This is a genomic window from Rhizobium sp. AAP116, from assembly GCF_001295785.1.
Lineage (GTDB): Bacteria > Pseudomonadota > Alphaproteobacteria > Rhizobiales > Rhizobiaceae > Allorhizobium.
This window is the reverse complement of sequence record NZ_LJIB01000023.1, coordinates 53,976-72,784: the sequence shown is the minus strand read 5'-3', so window position 1 is coordinate 72,784 and position 18,809 is coordinate 53,976. Positions and strand designations below refer to the sequence as shown.

Here is an 18,809-nt window from a genome sequence, read left to right as displayed (position 1 = left end):
CCTGCCGGGACCTTCTCCCCGTGAACGGGGAGCAGGCGGCACGACGTCGGCCACGATGGCCTTCTCCCCGCCTGCGGGGAGAAGGTGCCCGAAGGGTGGATGAGGGGCCAAGGTTCAAACTCATGCGCCCTCTCCCTTCACGACCGTCCACATCGTCACCGGCATCAGCGACTTCCAGCCACAATAGCGACCAACCGGGGCCGCCCGCGCCACCTGAATCCGTGAGAGATCACCGCCATGGCGGCTGCGCAGATCTACAAGCCTGGCCTCGCCTTCGATCGTCACCGCATTGGCAACCAGCCGTCCGCCAGGAGCCAAGGCTGCCCAGCAGGCTTCGAACAGCCCCTCGCCGCTGACACCGCCGCCGATAAAGATCACGTCCGGGGTCTTCAAACCCGCCAAAACTGCGGGCGCCTCGCCCTCGACGACGTCCAGATCGGGCACGCCGAGCACCTGAGCATTCTCGCGGATCATCGCCAGTCTCTCGGGTTTCGCCTCGATCGCGATTGCCCTGGTGCCCATGCCGGAGCGCATCCATTCAATCGCAATCGAGCCGCAGCCGGCGCCGACATCCCAGAGACGGGCATTCGGAAAGGGCGCGAGCTGGGCAAGAGTTGCCGCGCGGATCTCGCGTTTGGTTAGCTGCCCGTCGTGACGGAAGGCGTCATCGGGCAGGCCCGGCACAGGTGCCAGCAGCGGCCCGTCCCAGGCGCAGTCGATGGCCAGCGTGTTGAAATCCGAGATCACAGGGCATGTCTCGGCCATTTCGAGCGCTGTCATGCGCAGGATACGCTCTTGCGTGCCGCCCATGTGTTCGAGCACTTGCAGCACGGAAGCGCCGAAGCCGCGCTCGGAGAGCAGTACGGCCGCGGCCTGCACGGTCGAGGCGTCCGAGGTCAGCGCCAGGATGCGGGCGCGCGGCATGACATGCCGGTTGAGGAAGGCGAGCGGGCGGCCATGCAGCGAGATCTGCGTCACCGATTGCAGCGGCCAGCCAAGCCGGGCAGCGGCGAGCGAAAAGGCCGACGGGCTCGGCAGCACGAACATTTCGTCGGCCGCCACATAGCGCCGAAGCGTCGCGCCGATGCCGAAATGCATGGGGTCGCCGGTGGCCAGTATCGTTACGGGCGTGCCACGCAGTTTCAGGATTTCGGTCAGCGTCTCGCGAAAACCGGCGCCCCAGGTGAGGATACGCTTCAGATCGGGCAGGTTCGATCCATCGATGACGGCATCCAGGCGCTCACCGATAACAAGCGTTTCCGCCTGCCAGACGACCGCCTGCGCCTCGGGGGTGAGGCTTTCCAGCCCGTTGTCGCCGATGCCGATGATGGTGAGCCAGGGGCCTTGCACGCGATCAGACATTGGTGCCGAGCCCTCCCGCCAATGCATTGATTGCAGCCGATGCCATGGCCGAGCCGCCCCGACGACCGCGCACGGCGATATAGGGAATGCCTCTGGAATGGGCGATCAGTTCGTCCTTGCTTTCAGCGGCCCCCACGAAGCCGACGGGAAAACCGAGGATGATGGCCGGCTTGGGCGCGCCGGCATCGATGCGTTCCAGCAGGCGGAAGAGCGCCGTCGGCGCATTGCCGATCGCGACCACTGCGCCGGCAAGATGTTCATCCCAGAGGTCGACCTGTGCGGCCGAGCGGGTATTGCCGATTTCCTCTGCCTTCGGGCGCACGCGCTCGTCGTTCAGAAGGCAGAGGATCTGGTTCTCGGCCGGCAGCAGGCGGCGGATGATGCCGTGGCGGACCATCTCCACATCGACAAGAACCGGGGCACCCTTTTCAAGCGCTGCAGCACCGGCCTCGAAAGCGCCTTCGGACCACCTGACATCATCGGCGAGATCGACCATGCCGCAGGCATGGATGAGACGGATGACCAGCGGCTGCAGAACGGTCGGGAAGCGGTCGAGTGCTGCCTCCTCGCGGATGGTGGCGAAGGACTGGCGGTAGATTTCATCGGGGTTGCGGATGTAATCGAGTGTGGCGTTCATGCGGCCAGCTCCCCCGAAAGTTCCCGATGCCCGATGCCGAGCACCCAGCCCTCCTCAGCAAGCGATGTCGCGACCTCCTCGTCTGACAGCATTGGCGGACGATCCAGAAGCATTGCAAGTCGGCCATCCGCATCGAAGCCTGCAAAGGCCTCGGCGACGGTGCGGACCTGCGCCTGGTCCTTCACCTCGTCCCGAGAGGCCAACGTGAAGAGCGAGGGATAGATCTCCGCGAAGACGACGGACTTTTTGAAAGCCGTGGCAAAACCGGTCTCGAAAGGCCAGACGGCGATGTGTTCACCGTAGCCGCTTTCGTCGAGGAAGCGCGACAGTCGGGCGATCCCGAGCAGTGTCTGGCTGCCGACGGAACCGTTGTAGCTCAGTTGCCAGACGGATTTTGCCCCCTTGGCAAACTGCTCCGATCGCCGGAAGACAAGCGGGGCCGCCAGTGGCGCGGGCGGCTTCTTGTCGGAGAGATCGGCATAGGCATGCTGATGCGGTCGCCCCCAGAAGCGTGGTTCGCCGGCAAAATGGGTCGCGTTCCAGCGCGAGGCGAGATCGAAGCGATTGTTTCGGTTATCGGGCGCATCCTCGATTTCATCGGCGATCTTGCGCCAGAGGGCCCGCCAGTTGGGCTCTCCCGTCAGCCGCTCGGCGGTGCCAGCAGGATAGCCGAAGGCGAAGTCGAAGCCGCAAAGCAGGCGTTTGCCCTCGGAAACCGCTGCGCCGACCACGGCGTCGAGGCGCTGCATGAAAGCATGACGGGTCGAAAAGTTCTCGTTCCATTCGATCTCATGACCATCGCCCTCGCGCCGGGCGAGGCACGCCCAGAGCGAGTTCTTGCCGGTCACCGGTTGCCCTGCACCGGACCAGTCGACGATCAGGATGCGATCGAAGAGCGGCATCACTTTTTCTTCTGCATCGACTTCGGCCCCAGCGGATGGTCGGCGTGGGGGTAAGGCGCGTGGTGATGATCGTGACCATGCGAATGGCCATGCTCATGTGCGTGCCCATGGCCATGAGCATGATTGTGATGGCCGTGATCATGGCCATCATGGTGATGGTCGTGCCCATGGTCATGGCTGTGATCGTGCCCATGATCATGCTCATGGTGACCGCAGCCACAATTCGGTCCATGCTCGTGATGGGCCGCCTTGCCCGAGGAAGGCGCATCCATCACGGCCTGCAGTTCGGCATCCGGCGTCTTGTCTTTGAGGACTGCATATTTGCCGCCCAAAGTGAACGACGGCGCGTAGTCGAAGGCCGGCTCCACGGCAACGGGCTTCAGCGGCGCCGGCTCGGCATGGCTGTGCACCGGCGTCCAGGGCAGACCATGCTCGCGACAGAAATCGGGATCGCGGCAGGAGGCATCGCAATCGCCCTTGCAGGGACAGTTTTCGAGGCCACCGCCGATACCCTCCACATGGTGGTGGTGGCTCTCCTGCGGCTGGCCGACATCGGCTTCGAATCCGAGCACCTGTTCGCGATACTTGCACATCTGGCAGTTCATCACAGCGGCACCCTCGAGGATCTCCCTGACGCGATCCTGGAAGGCATCGAGCACCAGCGGGTGGTCGTTCAGGTAGCTCGCCTTGACAAACTGGATCTCCGGATAGCGCGCTGCCACCTCGTCGGTATAGCTGTAGATACGCTTCACCAGGACGCCAGTGAAGAGGAAATAGGGGAAGACGACGATGCGCTTGTAGCCCAGCTTTGCAGCATGGGTCAGACCCGGCTCGACCAGCGGGAAGGTCACGCCCGAATAGCAGGTCTCGCCCCAACCGAACCCCATGCCTTCCCAGAGCATGCGCATGACCTTGGTGGCGTTGGAGTTGGCGTCCGGATCGGACGAGCCGCGACCGACCACCATCAGCAGCGTCTCGTGTTTGTCGACGAAACCAAGGGTATCGTTCGCCTCGTCGACAGCCGTCTGGATGCGGTCACCGGCGGCGCGGATCATCTTCAGGTCGATACCGAGCTCACGGCCGTAATTGATGACGAAATCCTTGTGCTGCGCCTGGTAGGTGTTGAGCACCGAAGGGATGTCGTTCTTCGCGTGGCCTGCGGCAAACAGCATGCCGGGGACCGCAAGCACGCGGGTCACGCCCTGTTCGCGCAGGCTGTCGAGACCGGCTGAAATCACCGGATTGCAGAATTCGAGATAGCCGTACTCGACCGGCATGTGCGGATTGCGGGCGCGCAGCGCCTCTGCAATCACGGCGAATTCCTTCGCTGCGTTCTGATTGCGGCTGCCGTGGCCGCAGACCATGATTCCGAGTTTTTCCGCCATGATGATACAAGGCCTCCCTGCTTCGTTCTTTCTGCCTGTACGAAGCGCCGGACTTATCGCGCCTTTCGGCACGGTCCATGGCCTTTGGGACAGCTCCGGAATTGGCCCCCTGATTGGGTCGGCCGCACCGGACTATTTCCAGCCTGTCGAACAGGCGCCGTCGCACATTACCACGAGCTTTATCGAAGCCTTATCAAACGGTCAAACCGGATTGCGGCGCTTTATGTGACGGAAGCGGCAGTTCACAGAATGTCCCTTGTGCGACCTGCACGACACGCTCTCGCAAGGTTGCGCAGCCGAGGCGTTTGGTCCACAAGAGCGCCACCTTCCCTCACCCTTCACGAGTCTCCCCGTGGCCGATCTCGCTTTCCAAGCTTTGCTGCTGCTGTTCATTGCCGCCTTCATCGCCGGCTTCATCGATTCGATTGCGGGTGGCGGCGGGCTGATTACCATTCCCGCGATGCTGATTGCCGGCATTCCGCCGCTGGAAACGCTGGGCACCAACAAGCTGCAGTCGATGTTCGGCGCAGGGTCGGCAACGCTCGCCTATGCGCGCAAAGGTCACGTGGATCTGAGTAAGCAGCTGCCGATGGCTGTCATGGCGGTGATCGGTGGTGCCATCGGTGCCCTGATCGCAACGGTGGTGCCAGGCGACGTGCTGCGGGTGCTGATGCCCTTCCTGCTGGTCGCCATCGCGCTCTATTTTGCGCTGAAGCCGAACATTTCCGACGAAGACCGCCATCAGCGCATGACGCCCTTCGTCTTCGGCGTGACGCTTGTGCCGCTGATCGGCCTCTATGACGGCGTCTTCGGCCCCGGCACCGGCTCGTTCTTCATGCTCGCCTTCGTTTCGCTTGCCGGCTTCGGCATGCTGAAGGCAACGGCGCATACGAAGCTTCTGAACCTCGGCTCCAATCTCGGCGCCTTCCTGATCTTCGTCGCCAGCGGCGTGGTGCTCTGGAAAGTCGGCCTCCTGATGGGCGTCGGCCAGTTCCTCGGCGCCCAGACCGGCTCACGCTTCGCAATGCGCAAGGGCGCCAAGATCATAAAGCCGCTGCTGGTCGTCACCTGCGTGGCACTCGCCATCCGGCTGTTGGCGGACCCGACCAACCCGATCCGGGTATGGATCGGGGTCTGAGGTTCAGTACTCCACGCCGATCTGAGCCTTGATGCCCGAGCGGAAGGGGTGCTTCACCAGTTCCATCTCGGTTACGAGATCGGCGAGTTCGATCAACTCGTCCTTGGCGTTGCGACCGGTCAAGACGACATGGGTCATCGGTGGTTTTTCGGTTGCCAGGAATTCCAGCACCTCCGCCAGATCGATGTAGTCGTAGCGGATGGCGATGTTCACCTCATCGAGCAGCACCATAGAATTGGCGGGATCGCGGATCAATTCCTTGGCCTTCTCCCAGGCGGCCTGCGCCATCGCGATATCGCGCGCCTTGTCCTGGGTTTCCCAGGTGAAGCCTTCACCCATGGTGTGGAAGTCGCACAGCTCCGAGAAATGCTTGAGGATCATGTCCCGTTCGCCTGTTGACATGGCGCCCTTGATGAACTGGACCACGGCGCATTTCTTGCCGTGTGCGATGTGCCGGAAAATCATGCCGAAGGCAGCAGAGGACTTGCCCTTGCCCTTGCCGGTATGAACGATGATCAGGCCCTTTTCGCCGGTCTTGGTCGCCATGATCTTGTCACGGGCGGCCTTCTTCTTGGCCATCTTTTCCGAATGGCGGGCGAGATCGGTCTCGCCGGTGGCAATCGTTTCCTCAGTCATGTCGTACTCCCGGAACTATTGAATTCTTTTGCGAATTAGATGGGTTGCGGTTTACTACAACGGTGACCGCGTCCCGTCTTCAAGCGACGCCACCTTGCCCCTTTGGCAAGTCGTCCACTATGTTGAGCCAGTCGACGCGCTCGTCCCAGTGCCAGTGCTCGCGGATCGCTACGGAAAGCCCATCATCAAGGCTCGCGACATAGAAATCGATATCATCAGGCCGTCGCTCAGTCTCGAATGACATGGGCGACCCGCAACTGCTGCAGAAGCCGCGCCGCACACCCGGGGACGAGGCGTAAAAGTGCAGACTGTCTCCCTCGAGGCGCGCGCTGTCGCGCGGAACGGTGAAGAAGGTCGTTACAGGCGAAGAGGCAGCCCTTCGGCAGCTCTCGCAATGGCAATGACCAGAGCTGCGGACGGGTCCAGAGGTACGGAAGCGCACACCTCCACACAGGCAATGCCCCCGCAAAGCCATCGGGTCACTCTGTTGAACGTCAGACATGCAACTCTCCCTCGGCAAGTTCGCTCAAGGTGAATTTGGCTGAGTTGCTCTTCGGCGTCCACAGGCCGCGCTCGATCGCCTCGATCAAGCGGTCGGCGAGTTCCCTCTGCGCCGGGGCATTCTTTTCTGCCATGAAATCGCGCACCCGCTCATCGAGGATGAACGCCTGGTAGACGGCCTCGAAATGGTGGTCACGGACGGCACCCGTCGTTGCGGCAAAGGCGAACATATAGTCGACGGTCGCGGTCATCTCGAAGGCACCCTTGTAGCCGTGGCGCATGACGCCTTCGATCCATTTCGGGTTGACGACACGGGCACGCACGACACGGCCGATCTCTTCCTCAAGGCTGCGGATGACAGGCTTTTCCGGCCGCGAATGGTCGTTGTGATAAACCTTCGGTCTCACACCCGCGACATGCTCGATCGCTGCCGTCATGCCGCCCTCGAACTGGTAATAATCATCGCTGTCGAGCAGATCGTGTTCGCGATTGTCCTGGTTCTGCACCACCGCCTGAACGGAGCGTAGACGCTCCTCGAAGAGGCCGCGTTCGGCCTTGCCCTCCTCGCCCGCGCCATAGGCATAACCGCCCCAGACGAGATAACTCTCGGCGAGGTCGGCACGGTCATTCCAGCCCTTCTCGTCGATCAATGCCTGCAGGCCAGCCCCATAGGCGCCAGGCTTGGAACCGAAGACGCGGTAGCCGGCGCGGCGGGCGGCCTGCTTTTCGTCCAGCCCTTCGGCGATCAGTACCTCGGTTTCGGCCCTGACCCGTGCTGCAATCGGGTTGTCACCCTCGTCCTCGTCGAGGCTGGCCACCGCACGCACCGCCTTGTCGAAAAGCGCGATCTGCTCGGGGAAGGCATCGCGGAAGAAACCGGAGATGCGCAGCGTCACGTCGACACGAGGCCGTCCCAGCAAGGCCATGGGGATCACTTCGAAGCCGGTAACGCGCCGCGAGGCCATGTCCCAGAGCGGCTTGACACCGATGAGCGCCAGGGCCTGCGCGATGTCATCGCCACCGGTGCGCATATTTGACGTGCCCCAGGCGGTGATGCCGAAGGAGGTCGGCCATTCGCCGTGATCCTGCACGTAACGCTGGATCAGGAGCTCGGCGGATTTCTTGCCGAGTTCATAGGCCGCCGGCGTCGGCACGGCGCGGCTGTCGACGGAGTAGAAGTTTCGGCCCGTCGGCAACACGTCCGGGCGTCCGCGTGTCGGCGCGCCGGAGGGACCGGGGGGCACGAAGGTGCCGGCAAGCCCCTTCAGCAGGCCCTGGATTTCGGCAGGGCCGGAGGAGACGACGGCGGGTTTCAGGCGGGTTTCGATTTCAGCGAGCACGGCGCGGGTGCGAGGCCAGTTGTCTGGGCAGGCGATCTCTCCGGCGACCAACTGCGCAGCTAGTAACTCGATCCGTTCCACGGTGTCGCCGTGGGTACGCCAGGGGGCTTCGGTGAGATCGGTGAGGATCGCGGGCTTCGGGCCGGTCCACGGGGCGGACATGACGCAGTCTAGTGGGTCGAAGCCTTCCGTCTTGAGAAGATCCCCCGCGATGGCCCGCTGCAGGCTTGCATCGCTGCCCTCGCCCTGGCCGCGTGGAACCCGGGCAAGCGCGACAACGAGATCGGTCAGCAGCCGCCCCTCGGGCGCAAGCCCGAAGATGTGCAAGCCGTCGCGGATCTGCATTTCCTTGAGGTCGCAGAGATAGGCGTCGAGCTTTTCCAGTGCCGTCTCGTCTGCCTCGCCCTTGGCGATGCCGGCGTCCTGGTCGAGGCCGATATCGGCGATCAACTCCAGGATCTGCTTTTTCAAGAGTACGAGCCGGCGCGGATCGCCGCCCGAGGCTTCGTAGTATTCGTCGACCAGCGCCTCAAGATCCTTCAGCGGCCCATAACTCTCGGCACGCGTCAGCGGTGGCGTCAGGTGGTCGATAATGACGGCGGAGCTGCGGCGCTTGGCCTGCGTGCCCTCGCCGGGATCGTTGACGATGAAGGGATAGAGATGCGGCAATGGGCCGAAGACGGCTTCGGGGAAACAGGTTTCCGACAGCGCCAGGGCCTTGCCCGGCAGCCATTCGAGATTGCCGTGTTTGCCCATGTGGATGAGCGCCTGAGCGCCGAATTCCCGTCTCAGGAAGGCGTAGAAGGCGAGATAGCCATGCGGCGGCACGAGGTCGGGGGAATGGTAGGTTTCCTTGGGATCGATGTTGTAGCCACGCGCCGGCTGGATGCCGATCATGAGCTTGCCGAAGCGCATCAGCGGCAGCGCAAAGGCACCTTCCAGGTGAAAGGGATCGGCCTCCGGGGCACCCCAGCGCGCGGTTACGCGCTCCTGAACTTCTTTGGGAAGATCATCGAAGAACTTTATGTAATCGCTGATGGAAAGACGTTCGCGAATGACCCGTCCGTCGTTCGCAGCGTTCGTCGGGCCTGCCATCAGCGCCTGCATCAGCGCATCACCATCGGCGGGTAGATCGGCAATGTCATAACCCGCGTCGCGCATGGCGCGCATGACCTCGATCGTGCCGGCTGGCGTATCCAGTCCGACGCCATTGCCGAGACGTCCGTCGCGGTTCGGGTAATTGGCCATAACAAGCGCCACGTGGCGGTCGGCGGGATCAGTTGCCCGGAGCTTCGCCCAGTTCGCCGCCAGTTCGGCGACGAAACGCATGCGGCCGGCATCCGGCTCGTGGCTGACCAGATTTGCCTCGACCCGCTCGTCAAAGCGCGCCTTGGACTTGAAGGAGACGGCGCGGGTCAGCACCCGGCCATCGACTTCCGGTAAAGCGACGCTCATCGCCAGATCGCGGGCGCTCAAGCCCTGGCTCGAACTCTCCCAGGTGGCGCGCGGCGAGGACGAGAAAATCGCCTGCAGGACGACAACATCGGTCTCGTCGAGCACCGTCGACGGCTTTTCCGCGCCAGGCGTCGAGACGGCGAAACCGGTGGTGTTGACGACAACAGATGGCGGGAATCGGTTGAAGATGGCGCGGAGCGTATCGACCGAGACCTGATCCTTGAGGCTCGAGACGAAGACCGGTAGCGGTATCAGTCCCTCAGCCTTCAAGGCTTCGACCATGGCTTCGACGGGTGCCGTTTCGCCGCTCTGTACGAGGGCGCGATAGAAGCAGAGGGGGGCGACATTGCCTCTCTCTGCAGCCAAGGAGAGTGTCAGGGTGAGGGGCTGGTCTTGCGCAGAGGTTCGCCCCTCATCCGCCCTGCGGGCACCTTCTCCCCGTGCACGGGGAGAAGGAGGCATGCCGCCGGCCGCAACGCCGCTCTCCCCCCTTGTGGGGGAGATGGCCGGCAGGTCAGAGGGGCGCGCCAGGAACGCGAGCCTCTCCCATTCCTCGACCCCAATCACGCCCCTGCCCGGCCACCAGATGCCGGCTTTCAGCAGTGGACGCGCCGGTTCCGGACGTTCGTCCCCGCCCAGCATAGCCTCGGCATAGGATACGAAGGCCGAGGCATTGCCCGCCCCGCCTTCGGTGAGATAGGTCCAGAGACCCTGGCGATCGTCATCCGCGCAGGCCTGGAAGGGCGAAAGCCCCTCGTCCGGCTTGTCGTCTCCCGGCAGTACGACGATGGCCGCGCCGCTGCGACGGGCGCAGGCATGCAGCGCCTCCAGCGCATAGTGGAAGTAACTCGCCCCACCCAGCGCCCGCACCACGATCAGCCGCGCATGCCGCGCCGTGCGCTCGATATAGGTATCGACCGACATCGGATGCTTCAGCGTCATCAGGCTGGCAAGCCGCCAGCGAACCACCTCTCCGCCCCTCGCCTGCACGGCTGCGGCAATTGCCGCAAGCTCCGTATCGGCGGCCGAGAGGAACAGCACATCCCCCGGCGTCTGGCCGAGATTGATCGCCTCGTCGCCGTCGCTGATCGATCCCTTTTGGGCAAGGAGCAGATGCATGGATCAGCCGGCCGCCGCCTGAACGTCCTCGACGACGGCGCCGAAATCCCATTCATGCAGGCCGATGACGACGATGCGCGTCTCGCGCTTCTCCTCGCTTGTCCAGGGGCGGTCGAAATAGGTGTCGATGCGAGTGCCGACGGCCTGGATGACGAGGCGCATCGGCTTGCCGGGCACGTCGATGAAGCCCTTCAGGCGCAGGATGTCGTGCTTCTCGATAACCGGCTTCAGGCGGTCGATGAACTCTTGGGGATCCTTGATCGCGCCAAGCTTCAGGACGAAGCTTTCGAACTCGTCATGGTCATGATGATGGTCGTGGTCTTCGCCCGAGGCATGCAGCGCCTCGTGCTCCAATTCGTGATGCGACTTGCGGTTTTCGATGTCTTCTTCGGTGCTGGCACCGATGCCGAGCAGGACGAGCGAGGGCACTTCGCCGTTCTTCGCCTCGATCATCGAAGGCTTACGGCTGGTGCGGCCCGTGACTTCCGCGCGCACGGCAGCGATACCGGCAGCGTCCAGGAGGTCGGTCTTGTTGAGGACGATGAGGTCGGCGCAGGTCAGCTGATCCTCGAAGAGTTCTTCGATCGGGCTTTCGTGGTCGAGATTGTCGTCGTCGGCGCGCTGGGCGGCGACTGCGTCATGGTCGTCGGCAAAACGACCGGCGGCGACGGCAGCGCTGTCGACCACGGTCACGACACCATCGACGGTGACGCGGGTCCGGATATCCGGCCAGTTGAAGGCAGCGACCAGCGGCTGCGGCAGTGCCAGGCCAGAGGTTTCGATGACGATATGGTCAGGCTTCACGTCGCGCTCAAGCAGCTTCAGCATGGTCGGTACGAAGTCGTCGGCGACCGTGCAGCAGATGCAGCCATTGGTGAGTTCGATGATGTCATCTTCGGTGCAATTGTCGGCGCCGCAGCCCTTCAAGACATCACCGTCGACGCCGAGGTCGCCGAATTCGTTGATGATCAGCGCGATCTTCTTGCCGCCGGCATTCATCAGCATGTTACGGATGATGGTGGTCTTGCCTGCCCCCAAAAAGCCGGTGATGACGGTAGCGGGGATCTTTTGCTGCAACATGGTTCAACCCTTCATTTTCAACGGCAAACCCGCCGCGATAAAATAGACTTCAGCCGCCTCGGCGGCGATGGCTTGGTGGAGACGGCCGGCATGGTCGCGGAAGGCGCGGGCCATCTTGTTCTCAGGCACGATGCCGAGGCCGACTTCATTGGAGACGAAGATGACGGTGGCCTGGAGTTCCCCAAGACTGGCGGCGAGTGACGCGCCGTCCGCGTCCACGTCACGGCCTTCTTCCATCATCAGATTGGTCACCCAGAGCGTGAGGCAGTCGACAAGGATCACCCGATCGGGCTTGTCGAGCGTCTTCAGCGCACCGACGAGATCCAGCGGCTCCTCATGCGTCGTCCAACCGTCATTGGCACGGTCGGCCTTGTGCGCCTCGATGCGGGCGCGCATCTCGTCGTCCCAGGCGCGGCCCGTGGCCAGATAAACGCGATCTAGGCCGGTGTTGCGCGCCGTTGTTTCGGCGAAACGCGACTTGCCCGAGCGCGCACCGCCGAGAACGAGGATGGATCGGGAATTGGATGCGGTCATGGTGCGCCATGACCTTCGACCGCCCGCAGACGGCCAGCGGTGCATGCCTTCAGCATGCACAAGAAAACAATCGATGCCCCGTCCGCGCATGCGGACCGGCACCGACGGGTCGACAAGGACCCGCGGATGCAGAACGTCGCCACGACAACCTCCGTGCTGGCAACGGGGAGACCTCCCCAGTGTGGGCACCATGCCCGTGGATGGCAGGTCTCCTGGCTCGCAGGTCGTGATCCTCGAAAGGACCGTCGGGTTCTCCTCGCCTTCCCAGGGTTTGCGGCAACACGAAAGAGCGGACGATTCGTAGAAAAAGAGGCGTCCTGCCCCGGCTGATCGTGTTGCCACCCCAGTGGCTTTTCCGTCCTGCCGTTCTGGCGAGCCGGTCGCACCCTGCGACCCGTCACTCGTTCAACGACAAGGCGGATGGAGAACCCTCGCTGCAATACAGTCGCGGGGTCGGCTGCGTTCGGCGTGCCCGGTTGGGGTCCACGCCTTCGCATTCCCTTTTGCTCTCCGGACAACATCTCTGCCGTTCGGAAACCATCCATCATGAGGATTAGGCCGAGGTCGAAGCCGAGTCAATCACAGCTGCGGCGCAGAGCTGCGTCATTGCGCCCGAGGGCCGATCAAGGGCTCGTGGAGCAGTCCGGCGTGACGGCGGGGTCGCAATCCGGCCGCAGGCGAATGGCACCCACGGCTCCCTGTTCGACCGGCGTGCCCTGGCCGATGTCGGCAGCGCGACGCGCAGGCTGGGCTGGGGCTGCGGGCCGAGGTGTCTGCACGTCGGCGACCGGCGGCGCGGCCATTTCGCGCGGTGGCGGAGGAACAGCCGTCTCCGGCACAGCCATAACGGACGAGTTTTGCGGCGGCGCCTGCCGCACTACCGGGGCGGCGCGTGGCGATTCCACCCGAGCATTCGGCACGATCACCGGCGGTGGCTCCGAAGCGAGCCGCGTTGATATGGTTCGCTGCGGCAGGGTCTTGCGGACACGCGGCGTGGTCAGCGAGAAGGCAAAGCGGATACGGGCCGCGACCTCTTCGGCAAGCGCCTGACGGGCCCAGCGCGGGTCGTCGGTCGGGCCGTTCACCCGGAAGGTTCCCTTGGCGACAGGCTCGCCGGTTTCGACCGAAACAGCAGTCACGGTGAAGTCAGCCTGAGCGAGGCGACGACGGGCACCTTCGCCGAAACCGAGGCGATCGATTTTGACCAGAAGCACGACACGCTCGGCACCCGCGGGCGGGCGCGTCGCCGCAATCGCGGCCGAGACGCGGCGATCGACGCTTTCAATGAGGTCGAGCGGGATGCGTGCATCGGCCATGACCGTCACGTTGCGGACGTAGTAAACCAACGGACGGTCAATGCTGCGCCCGAAAAAGACGGAGCAGGAAGCGAGCAGCAGGGCGAAGCCCATGGCGACGGCGATGCGAAGGCTGCGAGCGAACATAAGGACCCCGGACAGGTGATTCTGAACCTGCCCGAGAATTCGCCATTTATGGTTAGTGTAGAGTTAACTTGCTGCCTGAAGGACCGCGAAGAGTGACGCTGCCGATGCGAACTCGCCGTAACGGGCCTCACGACGCGCTTCGGCCTCAGCATCGGAACCCCAATGCTCGATCGTCCAGTCCTCGTCGAGATGGGCAAGCGACCAGATGTCATCCAGATCAAAGGCGCCCTCGGCAAATGCAAGGGTCAGCACAGCCGAACCCGTCAGCGTCGTCACCACGTTGAGGCAGGAGATCTGGAAGGGATCGCGATAGCGCTCCAGCGCCCGAGCGTAGGCGCCGATTGCCTCCTGCGGTTGCTCCTGATGCATCACGCCTTCGACAAGGATGAAGCGGGCGCCGTGCGCAGTCGATACCCAGGCAAGCAAAGGATCCCAGCGAGCCGACTGCCGGTCGATCAGTTCCTTCGGCCCGTCGGCGCGGTAGCAGAGCAGATCGGTTCCGGCGAAACGGACGATCTCGTGGAACACGTCATCCAGGCTGTTCGAAACAGCATCGATGGCGGTATTTGCGAGCTTGGTGATCGGCATGGTCGCCGGGTCGATGAATTCGCCCTGGCCGGCCCATTCGGCGACCACGAGTTCCGCGGCCTCACGGTTCGGCAGCGTCAGCAGGTTCTTCGCTGGCGTCTTGACCGGCTTGCCGTCGAGAGTGATCGAGAAGCCTTCCTCACGCTCCTCCATGCCGACGCTCTCGTAGAAGCGCTTCGGCAGCGGCCGCTTCATCTGGATCTGCGCCCGGCGCACCGGATCCTCATGGCTCGGCTCCGGAATGAAGGTCCCGAAAATGTCCTGGCTGAGTTCGTCGCGCATCAAGAGCTCCTAGTGGATATAGGCCAGAAGGTCGACCGGACGCTCGACCACGGCATCGGCACCAGCCTTCCAGAGATCGTCGGCCTTGGCATAACCCCAGGCGACACCGATCGCAGTAGCGCCTGCGGCCTTTGCCATCTGCATGTCGTAGATCGCGTCACCGATGACGATCGTTTCACGCGGCGCCATGCCTGCCTCGTCGCAGCATTCCGTCACCATGGCCGGGTGCGGCTTGGAGGGGCATTCGTCGGCCGTGCGGCAGAACAGGAAATGGGGCTTCAGCCCATGGCCTTCAAGGATCATTTCCAGCCCGCGGCGCGACTTGCCGGTCACGGCGCCGAGCCAGACGTCCTCGCGGGCGATGAGCGCATCCAGGACTTCGCGGATGCCGTCGAACATGGTCTCGCCAAAACCAGAGTCTCGGCGGACATCAGCGAAAATCGCCTTGTAATGGGCAGCCATGGCGACCGCTTCGTCATCAGCATGCGGCTTGCCGTCCATACGGGCGATCGCGATGTCCAGCGTCAACCCGATGATCGACTTGGTCGTCTCGACGGCTGGCTCCGGCTTGCCGAAGGCGATGAAGGTGTGGCGCATGACTTCATGGATCAGGCCGGCGCTGTCGACCAGCGTGCCGTCGCAATCGAACAGAACAAGCTTCATTCGCCGTCCCTGTCACCGTCGCGCTGATCGAGGCCAAGCAGGTTCCAGGTCTGGACCATGTGCGGCGGCAGCGGCGCCGTCACCTTCAGGCGGCCACCGTTCGGGTGCGGCAGATCGATGAAGCGTGCATGCAGGTGCAACCGCTTCTGAACGCCGCCCGGGAAATCCCAGTTGTGATCCTCGTCGAAGTATTTCGGGTCACCAATGATCGGGTGGCCGATATGCAATGCGTGGACGCGCAATTGGTGGGTACGGCCGGTGTAGGGTTCCATCTCCAGCCAGGCGAGGTTCTGCGCTGCGGTGTCGATCACACGGTAATAGGTGATGGCGTGGTCTGCGCCGTCCTCGCCGTGCCTGCAGACCCGCATACGGTCGCCTTCGTCGGTCTGATCCTTGGTGAGCCAGGTCGAGATCTTGTCCTCGTGCTTGCGCGGGACGCCCTTCACCAGCGACCAGTAGATCTTCTTGGTGTCGCGCTCGCGAAACGCGGCCGTCAGCTTCTGGGCAGCGCCGCGGGTACGCGCGACGACAAGCACGCCGGAGGTGTCGCGATCGAGGCGGTGGACGAGGCGCGGCTTTTCGCCCTTCCGGCTCGTCCAGGCTTCGAGCATCTTGTCGATATGGCGATTGAGACCAGAACCGCCCTGCACGGCAAGGCCGGCGGGCTTGTTGAGCACGAAGACCTTCTCGTCTTCATGCAGCAGCATGCGCGACAGGAGCTCGTGGTCATCACCATGCTTCAGGTCATGACTTGCGATCGGACCGGTCTTCTTGGCGTCGACATCCATCGGCGGCACACGGACCACCTGACCGGGCTGAACGCGTGCATCGGTCTTGACGCGACCGCCGTCGACACGGACCTGGCCGGAGCGCAGAAGCTTCTGCAGCGCGCCGAAGCCTAGACCCGGATAATGGATCTTGAACCAACGGTCGAGCCGCATGCCAGCCTCGTCGGCTTCCACGGTGATATGTTCGATGCCTGCCATCAGGATACTTTCTCGCTCGGGTTCTCCACCCACTTATCCCGTGCCTTTAGTAGATTTCGGGCGGAAAGGGAAAGCGGAAATGCAGGCTCGGGCGTCAGAACAGACTGCGGCCGAGGGCGAGACCACCGAAAGCGGCCGAGAGGGACAGGACAAGGCTCGCTCCGACATAGGCCAGGGCCAGGTGACTTTCGCCACGTTCGAAGAGCGCCATCGTGTCGAGCGAAAAGGAGGAGAATGTGGTGAACCCTCCAAGGAAGCCGACCACGAGCAGCAGCTGCATTTCCATCGATGCGGAGAACTTCCGCGCCAGCAGTTCGGTCAACAGACCTATAATGAACGAGCCGACGATGTTGACGGTGATCGTGCCCCAGGGGAAGCCCATCCCCAGCCAGCGGGTCATGGCAATCCCGGCGAGATAGCGGGCTACCGATCCGGTCGCACCGCCGATCGCGACGAGCAGGATATTGAACATGGATGACTCCGGCTTGAACGGCTGTTGCGCGAGCCGTTCAAGCCGGTTCGGGCCGCCGCGTCAAGCCTTGGCCGATGCCAGAAATCCCGCCACGAATGCCGACAGCGCCTTCCAGTCGGTGAATTCGTGGTCCCGGCTCACATCCGTTGGAGCATTCTCGTGCTCTGCCATGCGCCGGATGATCCAGCGCTTGAAGAAGTCATATTCGGTATATCTGAGCGCGCCAGCCGCGTGATGGATCATGCCGGGCTTCCATCCGCTCTCCTCGAACACGTGGTCGGGGAAATGCGTCGCTTCTTCCCGCTCCTCCTCGAATTCGGAACGGATCAGCAGGGATACGGACACGAAAGCCGAGGGCACAGCATTCAGCCAAGCGGCTTCCTGCCGAACGAACCGGGCGAAGGCAGCCGGATAGCGGGCCGCGTGAACCGGCGCACAAAGGATGGCTGCCTCGGGATGGGCAACCGCATATTCGCCACCCGAGGATATGTCGAACAGAAGTGCCCGGTCGCCGGCGGCCTCGACCGCCGACGCGACCGCTTCCGCGATCTTGCGTGTCTGCCCCTCAACCGTCGCGTAGCCGACAAGAATAATCATGGCTCTGGTCCTCTGCTGATGACGCACTCAGTGTGCGGCAAGGACATGGATGGCGCTTTGATCTGGCGCAAAGCGGCACATCCGAGGACGCCAACGCAACCAATACATTTTTATTCAAAACCGCTCATTCGACTTAAAGATGCATAGATAACCGTAGTTTATGCTAATGTCGTTATGTATTATCTGGGAAACGCCCATGACACAGGTTGTCACAGTCTCTGCGCATACCGCGGCCTACGCGATGGAACCGGTGAAGCCGCCACAACGCGTCTCCCGTGCGTCCTACGTGGAAGAGCATACGCGTGTGCTGGCACAGCAGGCAGCACAGAGCGAGGACCTGCGGCTCAGGGCGCTCGTCAACGTCGTGCAGCCTCCGGCGCTCGCCCTCTACTTCCTCACCTCTTCGCAGCAACAGTTCGAGCAGGCCACGCTTAAGGAAACGATCGAGGCCTACAAGAGCTCGGTCGCCTGATCTCCCAAGCCCCCATCCGGGCAAAGAAAAACCGCGACCGGTGACGGTCGCGGTTTCTTATTTTCAGGGCATAGCGATCAGGGTCATTTGCCCCGGGCCGGACCGACTGGCAGCGCCACATCCACAGCACCGGCCTTCTCGAAGGTCAGCGTGACGTTGACGGTCGCGCCTTCCTGGAAGGGCTCTGTCACCTTGAAGAACATCAGGTGCAGGCCGCCAGGCTTCAGCTCAACCGTCTCACCGGCCGGGATGGCGATGCCGTCCGTCAGCTGACGCATCTTCATCACCTCGCCTTCCATCGCCATCTCGTGCAGCTGGACTTCGCCCGCCTGGGCTGAGGTGGCGGAAACGAGCTTGTCTTCTTCACCGCCCTTGTTGACGATGGTGATGAAACCGCCGCCGACCGGCTGGCCTGGCAGCATCGCCCTGGTGAAACCGGCGGTCAGTTCGAGGTCACCGGCAGTCACGGCCTGAAAACCACCGGGATCGGTTGCCGCCATGTGATCGCCGTGACCGGCATGCTCACCATGGGCGCCATGCGCGCCGTGGCTATCCGCTGCAGCCTGCTCGGCGGGAGCACCGTGACCGGCATGCGCGCCGTGTGCACCGTGTGCGCCATGACCATGTGCGTCGCCTTCAGCGGCCGCGAGCTTGAGAACCGGTGCAGGACCGTCGAGGTCGTGCGGATCCTGGCCGGGGGCCGCGATCTGATCCCAGGCGACCTTGGCGTCAGCGCCGCAAAGCTGAATCGTCGGAAAGGCAAGGCCTGTCGCTGGATCGCCGGCGGCGACCTTACCGTAGACGACAAAGGTGTCGTAGAAATTGTCCGGCAGGTTACCGTTCTTGAAGCGGATTTCGACCGGGCCTGATGTCACTGCCTTGCCGTGGTTGTCGTAGCTGTTCTGGTAGTCGCCGGTGATGACCTCAACGTCCCAGCCGGCCTTCGGCATCGGCTTGGCGGAGATAAAGCCTTCCGGCAGCTTGATCTGGACTTCGTTGGTCGCCTTGCCGTCGCAGCCATGCGGCACCTGCAGCGCGGCGGCGACATAGGAGCCGACCTTAGCGGGCTGGTTGGCAAAGGTCGCATGGGCGAACACAGCCGTGGTCGATGCGAGTGTGGCAATCGCGGTTGCGAGAATGAGATTGGTCTTCATGGGTGTCTCTCCTTGCCGTGGTCCTTCTTGGCCGTCGGCAGTCGTCAGTCTTCGTCGATTGAGT

18 protein-coding genes and 1 riboswitch are annotated in these 18,809 nt (G+C 63.2%); of the genes, 2 read left to right on the top strand and 16 right to left on the bottom strand.

Features of this window, described 5'->3' with window-relative positions; all coding sequences use genetic code 11:
* Positions 1-120 precede the first annotated feature (120 nt).
* The 4 genes from IP85_RS13515 to IP85_RS13500 are packed head-to-tail and all read right to left on the bottom strand — an operon-like array spanning position 121 to position 4,286.
* Positions 121-1,362, bottom strand: a complete 1,242-nt coding sequence (locus IP85_RS13515; protein WP_054150205.1) for a bifunctional cobalt-precorrin-7 (C(5))-methyltransferase/cobalt-precorrin-6B (C(15))-methyltransferase — start codon at positions 1,360-1,362, stop codon at positions 121-123.
* Positions 1,355-1,999: a precorrin-8X methylmutase gene (locus IP85_RS13510; protein WP_054150204.1), complete on the bottom strand. Its 645-nt coding sequence runs from the start codon at positions 1,997-1,999 to the stop codon at positions 1,355-1,357. The genes IP85_RS13515 and IP85_RS13510 overlap by 8 nt, the downstream gene beginning before the upstream one ends.
* Positions 1,996-2,901, bottom strand: coding sequence for a hypothetical protein (locus IP85_RS13505; protein ID WP_054150203.1), 906 nt, complete (start codon positions 2,899-2,901; stop codon positions 1,996-1,998). The genes IP85_RS13510 and IP85_RS13505 overlap by 4 nt, the downstream gene beginning before the upstream one ends.
* Positions 2,901-4,286 (bottom strand): sirohydrochlorin chelatase, encoded by a 1,386-nt coding sequence (locus IP85_RS13500; RefSeq protein WP_054150202.1) that lies wholly within the window; start codon positions 4,284-4,286, stop codon positions 2,901-2,903. The genes IP85_RS13505 and IP85_RS13500 overlap by 1 nt, the downstream gene beginning before the upstream one ends.
* Before the next feature lie 352 nt (positions 4,287-4,638).
* Between IP85_RS13500 and IP85_RS13490 the strand changes: the two genes are divergently transcribed.
* Complete coding sequence (locus IP85_RS13490; protein WP_054150200.1) at positions 4,639-5,424, top strand: TSUP family transporter; 786 nt, start codon at positions 4,639-4,641, stop codon at positions 5,422-5,424.
* A 3-nt stretch (positions 5,425-5,427) separates the two neighbouring features.
* On the opposite strand, the gene cobO is transcribed toward IP85_RS13490, so the two are convergent.
* The 11 genes from cobO to IP85_RS13440 all read right to left on the bottom strand — a co-directional run bounded on the left by cobO (position 5,428) and on the right by IP85_RS13440 (position 17,119).
* Entirely contained in the window at positions 5,428-6,060 is a 633-nt protein-coding gene (gene cobO, locus IP85_RS13485) for a cob(I)yrinic acid a,c-diamide adenosyltransferase (protein ID WP_054150199.1), read from the bottom strand.
* Between the two features lie 79 nt (positions 6,061-6,139).
* Positions 6,140-6,535 carry a GFA family protein gene (locus IP85_RS21965; RefSeq protein ID WP_245280868.1) on the bottom strand — a complete coding sequence of 132 codons (396 nt, stop codon included), beginning with the start codon at positions 6,533-6,535 and terminating at the stop codon, positions 6,140-6,142.
* 19 nt (positions 6,536-6,554) lie between these two features.
* The gene (cobN, locus tag IP85_RS13480; protein ID WP_054150198.1) at positions 6,555-10,475 is read right to left on the bottom strand and encodes a cobaltochelatase subunit CobN; all 3,921 of its coding nucleotides are present in this window, start codon (positions 10,473-10,475) and stop codon (positions 6,555-6,557) included.
* A gap of 3 nt (positions 10,476-10,478) precedes the next feature.
* Positions 10,479-11,555, bottom strand: a complete 1,077-nt coding sequence (cobW, locus tag IP85_RS13475) for a cobalamin biosynthesis protein CobW (RefSeq protein ID WP_054150197.1) — start codon at positions 11,553-11,555, stop codon at positions 10,479-10,481.
* 3 nt (positions 11,556-11,558) lie between these two features.
* Positions 11,559-12,089 carry a bifunctional adenosylcobinamide kinase/adenosylcobinamide-phosphate guanylyltransferase gene (gene cobU / locus IP85_RS13470; protein WP_054150196.1) on the bottom strand — a complete coding sequence of 177 codons (531 nt, stop codon included), beginning with the start codon at positions 12,087-12,089 and terminating at the stop codon, positions 11,559-11,561.
* A gap of 184 nt (positions 12,090-12,273) precedes the next feature.
* Positions 12,274-12,646, bottom strand: a riboswitch (cobalamin riboswitch).
* Positions 12,647-12,712: 66 nt separating this feature from the next.
* Complete coding sequence (locus IP85_RS13465) at positions 12,713-13,531, bottom strand: hypothetical protein (RefSeq protein WP_054150195.1); 819 nt, start codon at positions 13,529-13,531, stop codon at positions 12,713-12,715.
* Positions 13,532-13,594: 63 nt separating this feature from the next.
* Positions 13,595-14,401, bottom strand: coding sequence for an ATP12 family protein (locus IP85_RS13460; protein ID WP_054150194.1), 807 nt, complete (start codon positions 14,399-14,401; stop codon positions 13,595-13,597).
* Positions 14,402-14,410: 9 nt separating this feature from the next.
* Complete coding sequence (locus IP85_RS13455) at positions 14,411-15,064, bottom strand: HAD-IA family hydrolase (RefSeq protein ID WP_054150193.1); 654 nt, start codon at positions 15,062-15,064, stop codon at positions 14,411-14,413.
* Positions 15,061-16,050: an RluA family pseudouridine synthase gene (locus tag IP85_RS13450; RefSeq protein ID WP_054150192.1), complete on the bottom strand. Its 990-nt coding sequence runs from the start codon at positions 16,048-16,050 to the stop codon at positions 15,061-15,063. The genes IP85_RS13455 and IP85_RS13450 overlap by 4 nt, the downstream gene beginning before the upstream one ends.
* Before the next feature lie 94 nt (positions 16,051-16,144).
* Entirely contained in the window at positions 16,145-16,522 is a 378-nt protein-coding gene (gene crcB, locus IP85_RS13445) for a fluoride efflux transporter CrcB (protein ID WP_054150191.1), read from the bottom strand.
* A 60-nt stretch (positions 16,523-16,582) separates the two neighbouring features.
* Positions 16,583-17,119, bottom strand: coding sequence for a flavodoxin domain-containing protein (locus IP85_RS13440; RefSeq protein WP_054150190.1), 537 nt, complete (start codon positions 17,117-17,119; stop codon positions 16,583-16,585).
* Positions 17,120-17,315: 196 nt separating this feature from the next.
* Between IP85_RS13440 and IP85_RS13435 the strand changes: the two genes are divergently transcribed.
* The gene (locus IP85_RS13435; RefSeq protein WP_054150189.1) at positions 17,316-17,591 is read left to right on the top strand and encodes a hypothetical protein; all 276 of its coding nucleotides are present in this window, start codon (positions 17,316-17,318) and stop codon (positions 17,589-17,591) included.
* Between the two features lie 83 nt (positions 17,592-17,674).
* Here IP85_RS13435 and IP85_RS13430 read toward each other — a convergent pair whose 3' ends face one another.
* Positions 17,675-18,745: a DUF1775 domain-containing protein gene (locus IP85_RS13430; protein WP_054150188.1), complete on the bottom strand. Its 1,071-nt coding sequence runs from the start codon at positions 18,743-18,745 to the stop codon at positions 17,675-17,677.
* Between the last annotated feature and the right edge of the window lie 64 nt (positions 18,746-18,809).

Coding starts and splice junctions, on each gene's coding strand:
- IP85_RS13505 (WP_054150203.1), bottom strand. CDS start 2,901: ATGCCGCTCTTCGATCGCATCCTGATCGTCGACTGGTCCGGTGCAGGG.
- crcB (WP_054150191.1), bottom strand. CDS start 16,522: ATGTTCAATATCCTGCTCGTCGCGATCGGCGGTGCGACCGGATCGGTA.
- cobU (WP_054150196.1), bottom strand. CDS start 12,089: ATGACCGCATCCAATTCCCGATCCATCCTCGTTCTCGGCGGTGCGCGC.
- IP85_RS21965 (WP_245280868.1), bottom strand. CDS start 6,535: ATGGCTTTGCGGGGGCATTGCCTGTGTGGAGGTGTGCGCTTCCGTACC.
- IP85_RS13465 (WP_054150195.1), bottom strand. CDS start 13,531: ATGTTCGCTCGCAGCCTTCGCATCGCCGTCGCCATGGGCTTCGCCCTG.
- IP85_RS13450 (WP_054150192.1), bottom strand. CDS start 16,050: ATGGCAGGCATCGAACATATCACCGTGGAAGCCGACGAGGCTGGCATG.
- IP85_RS13510 (WP_054150204.1), bottom strand. CDS start 1,999: ATGAACGCCACACTCGATTACATCCGCAACCCCGATGAAATCTACCGC.
- cobW (WP_054150197.1), bottom strand. CDS start 11,555: ATGTTGCAGCAAAAGATCCCCGCTACCGTCATCACCGGCTTTTTGGGG.
- IP85_RS13515 (WP_054150205.1), bottom strand. CDS start 1,362: ATGTCTGATCGCGTGCAAGGCCCCTGGCTCACCATCATCGGCATCGGC.
- IP85_RS13435 (WP_054150189.1), top strand. CDS start 17,316: ATGACACAGGTTGTCACAGTCTCTGCGCATACCGCGGCCTACGCGATG.
- IP85_RS13440 (WP_054150190.1), bottom strand. CDS start 17,119: ATGATTATTCTTGTCGGCTACGCGACGGTTGAGGGGCAGACACGCAAG.
- IP85_RS13500 (WP_054150202.1), bottom strand. CDS start 4,286: ATGGCGGAAAAACTCGGAATCATGGTCTGCGGCCACGGCAGCCGCAAT.
- IP85_RS13455 (WP_054150193.1), bottom strand. CDS start 15,064: ATGAAGCTTGTTCTGTTCGATTGCGACGGCACGCTGGTCGACAGCGCC.
- cobN (WP_054150198.1), bottom strand. CDS start 10,475: ATGCATCTGCTCCTTGCCCAAAAGGGATCGATCAGCGACGGCGACGAG.
- cobO (WP_054150199.1), bottom strand. CDS start 6,060: ATGACTGAGGAAACGATTGCCACCGGCGAGACCGATCTCGCCCGCCAT.
- IP85_RS13460 (WP_054150194.1), bottom strand. CDS start 14,401: ATGCGCGACGAACTCAGCCAGGACATTTTCGGGACCTTCATTCCGGAG.
- IP85_RS13430 (WP_054150188.1), bottom strand. CDS start 18,745: ATGAAGACCAATCTCATTCTCGCAACCGCGATTGCCACACTCGCATCG.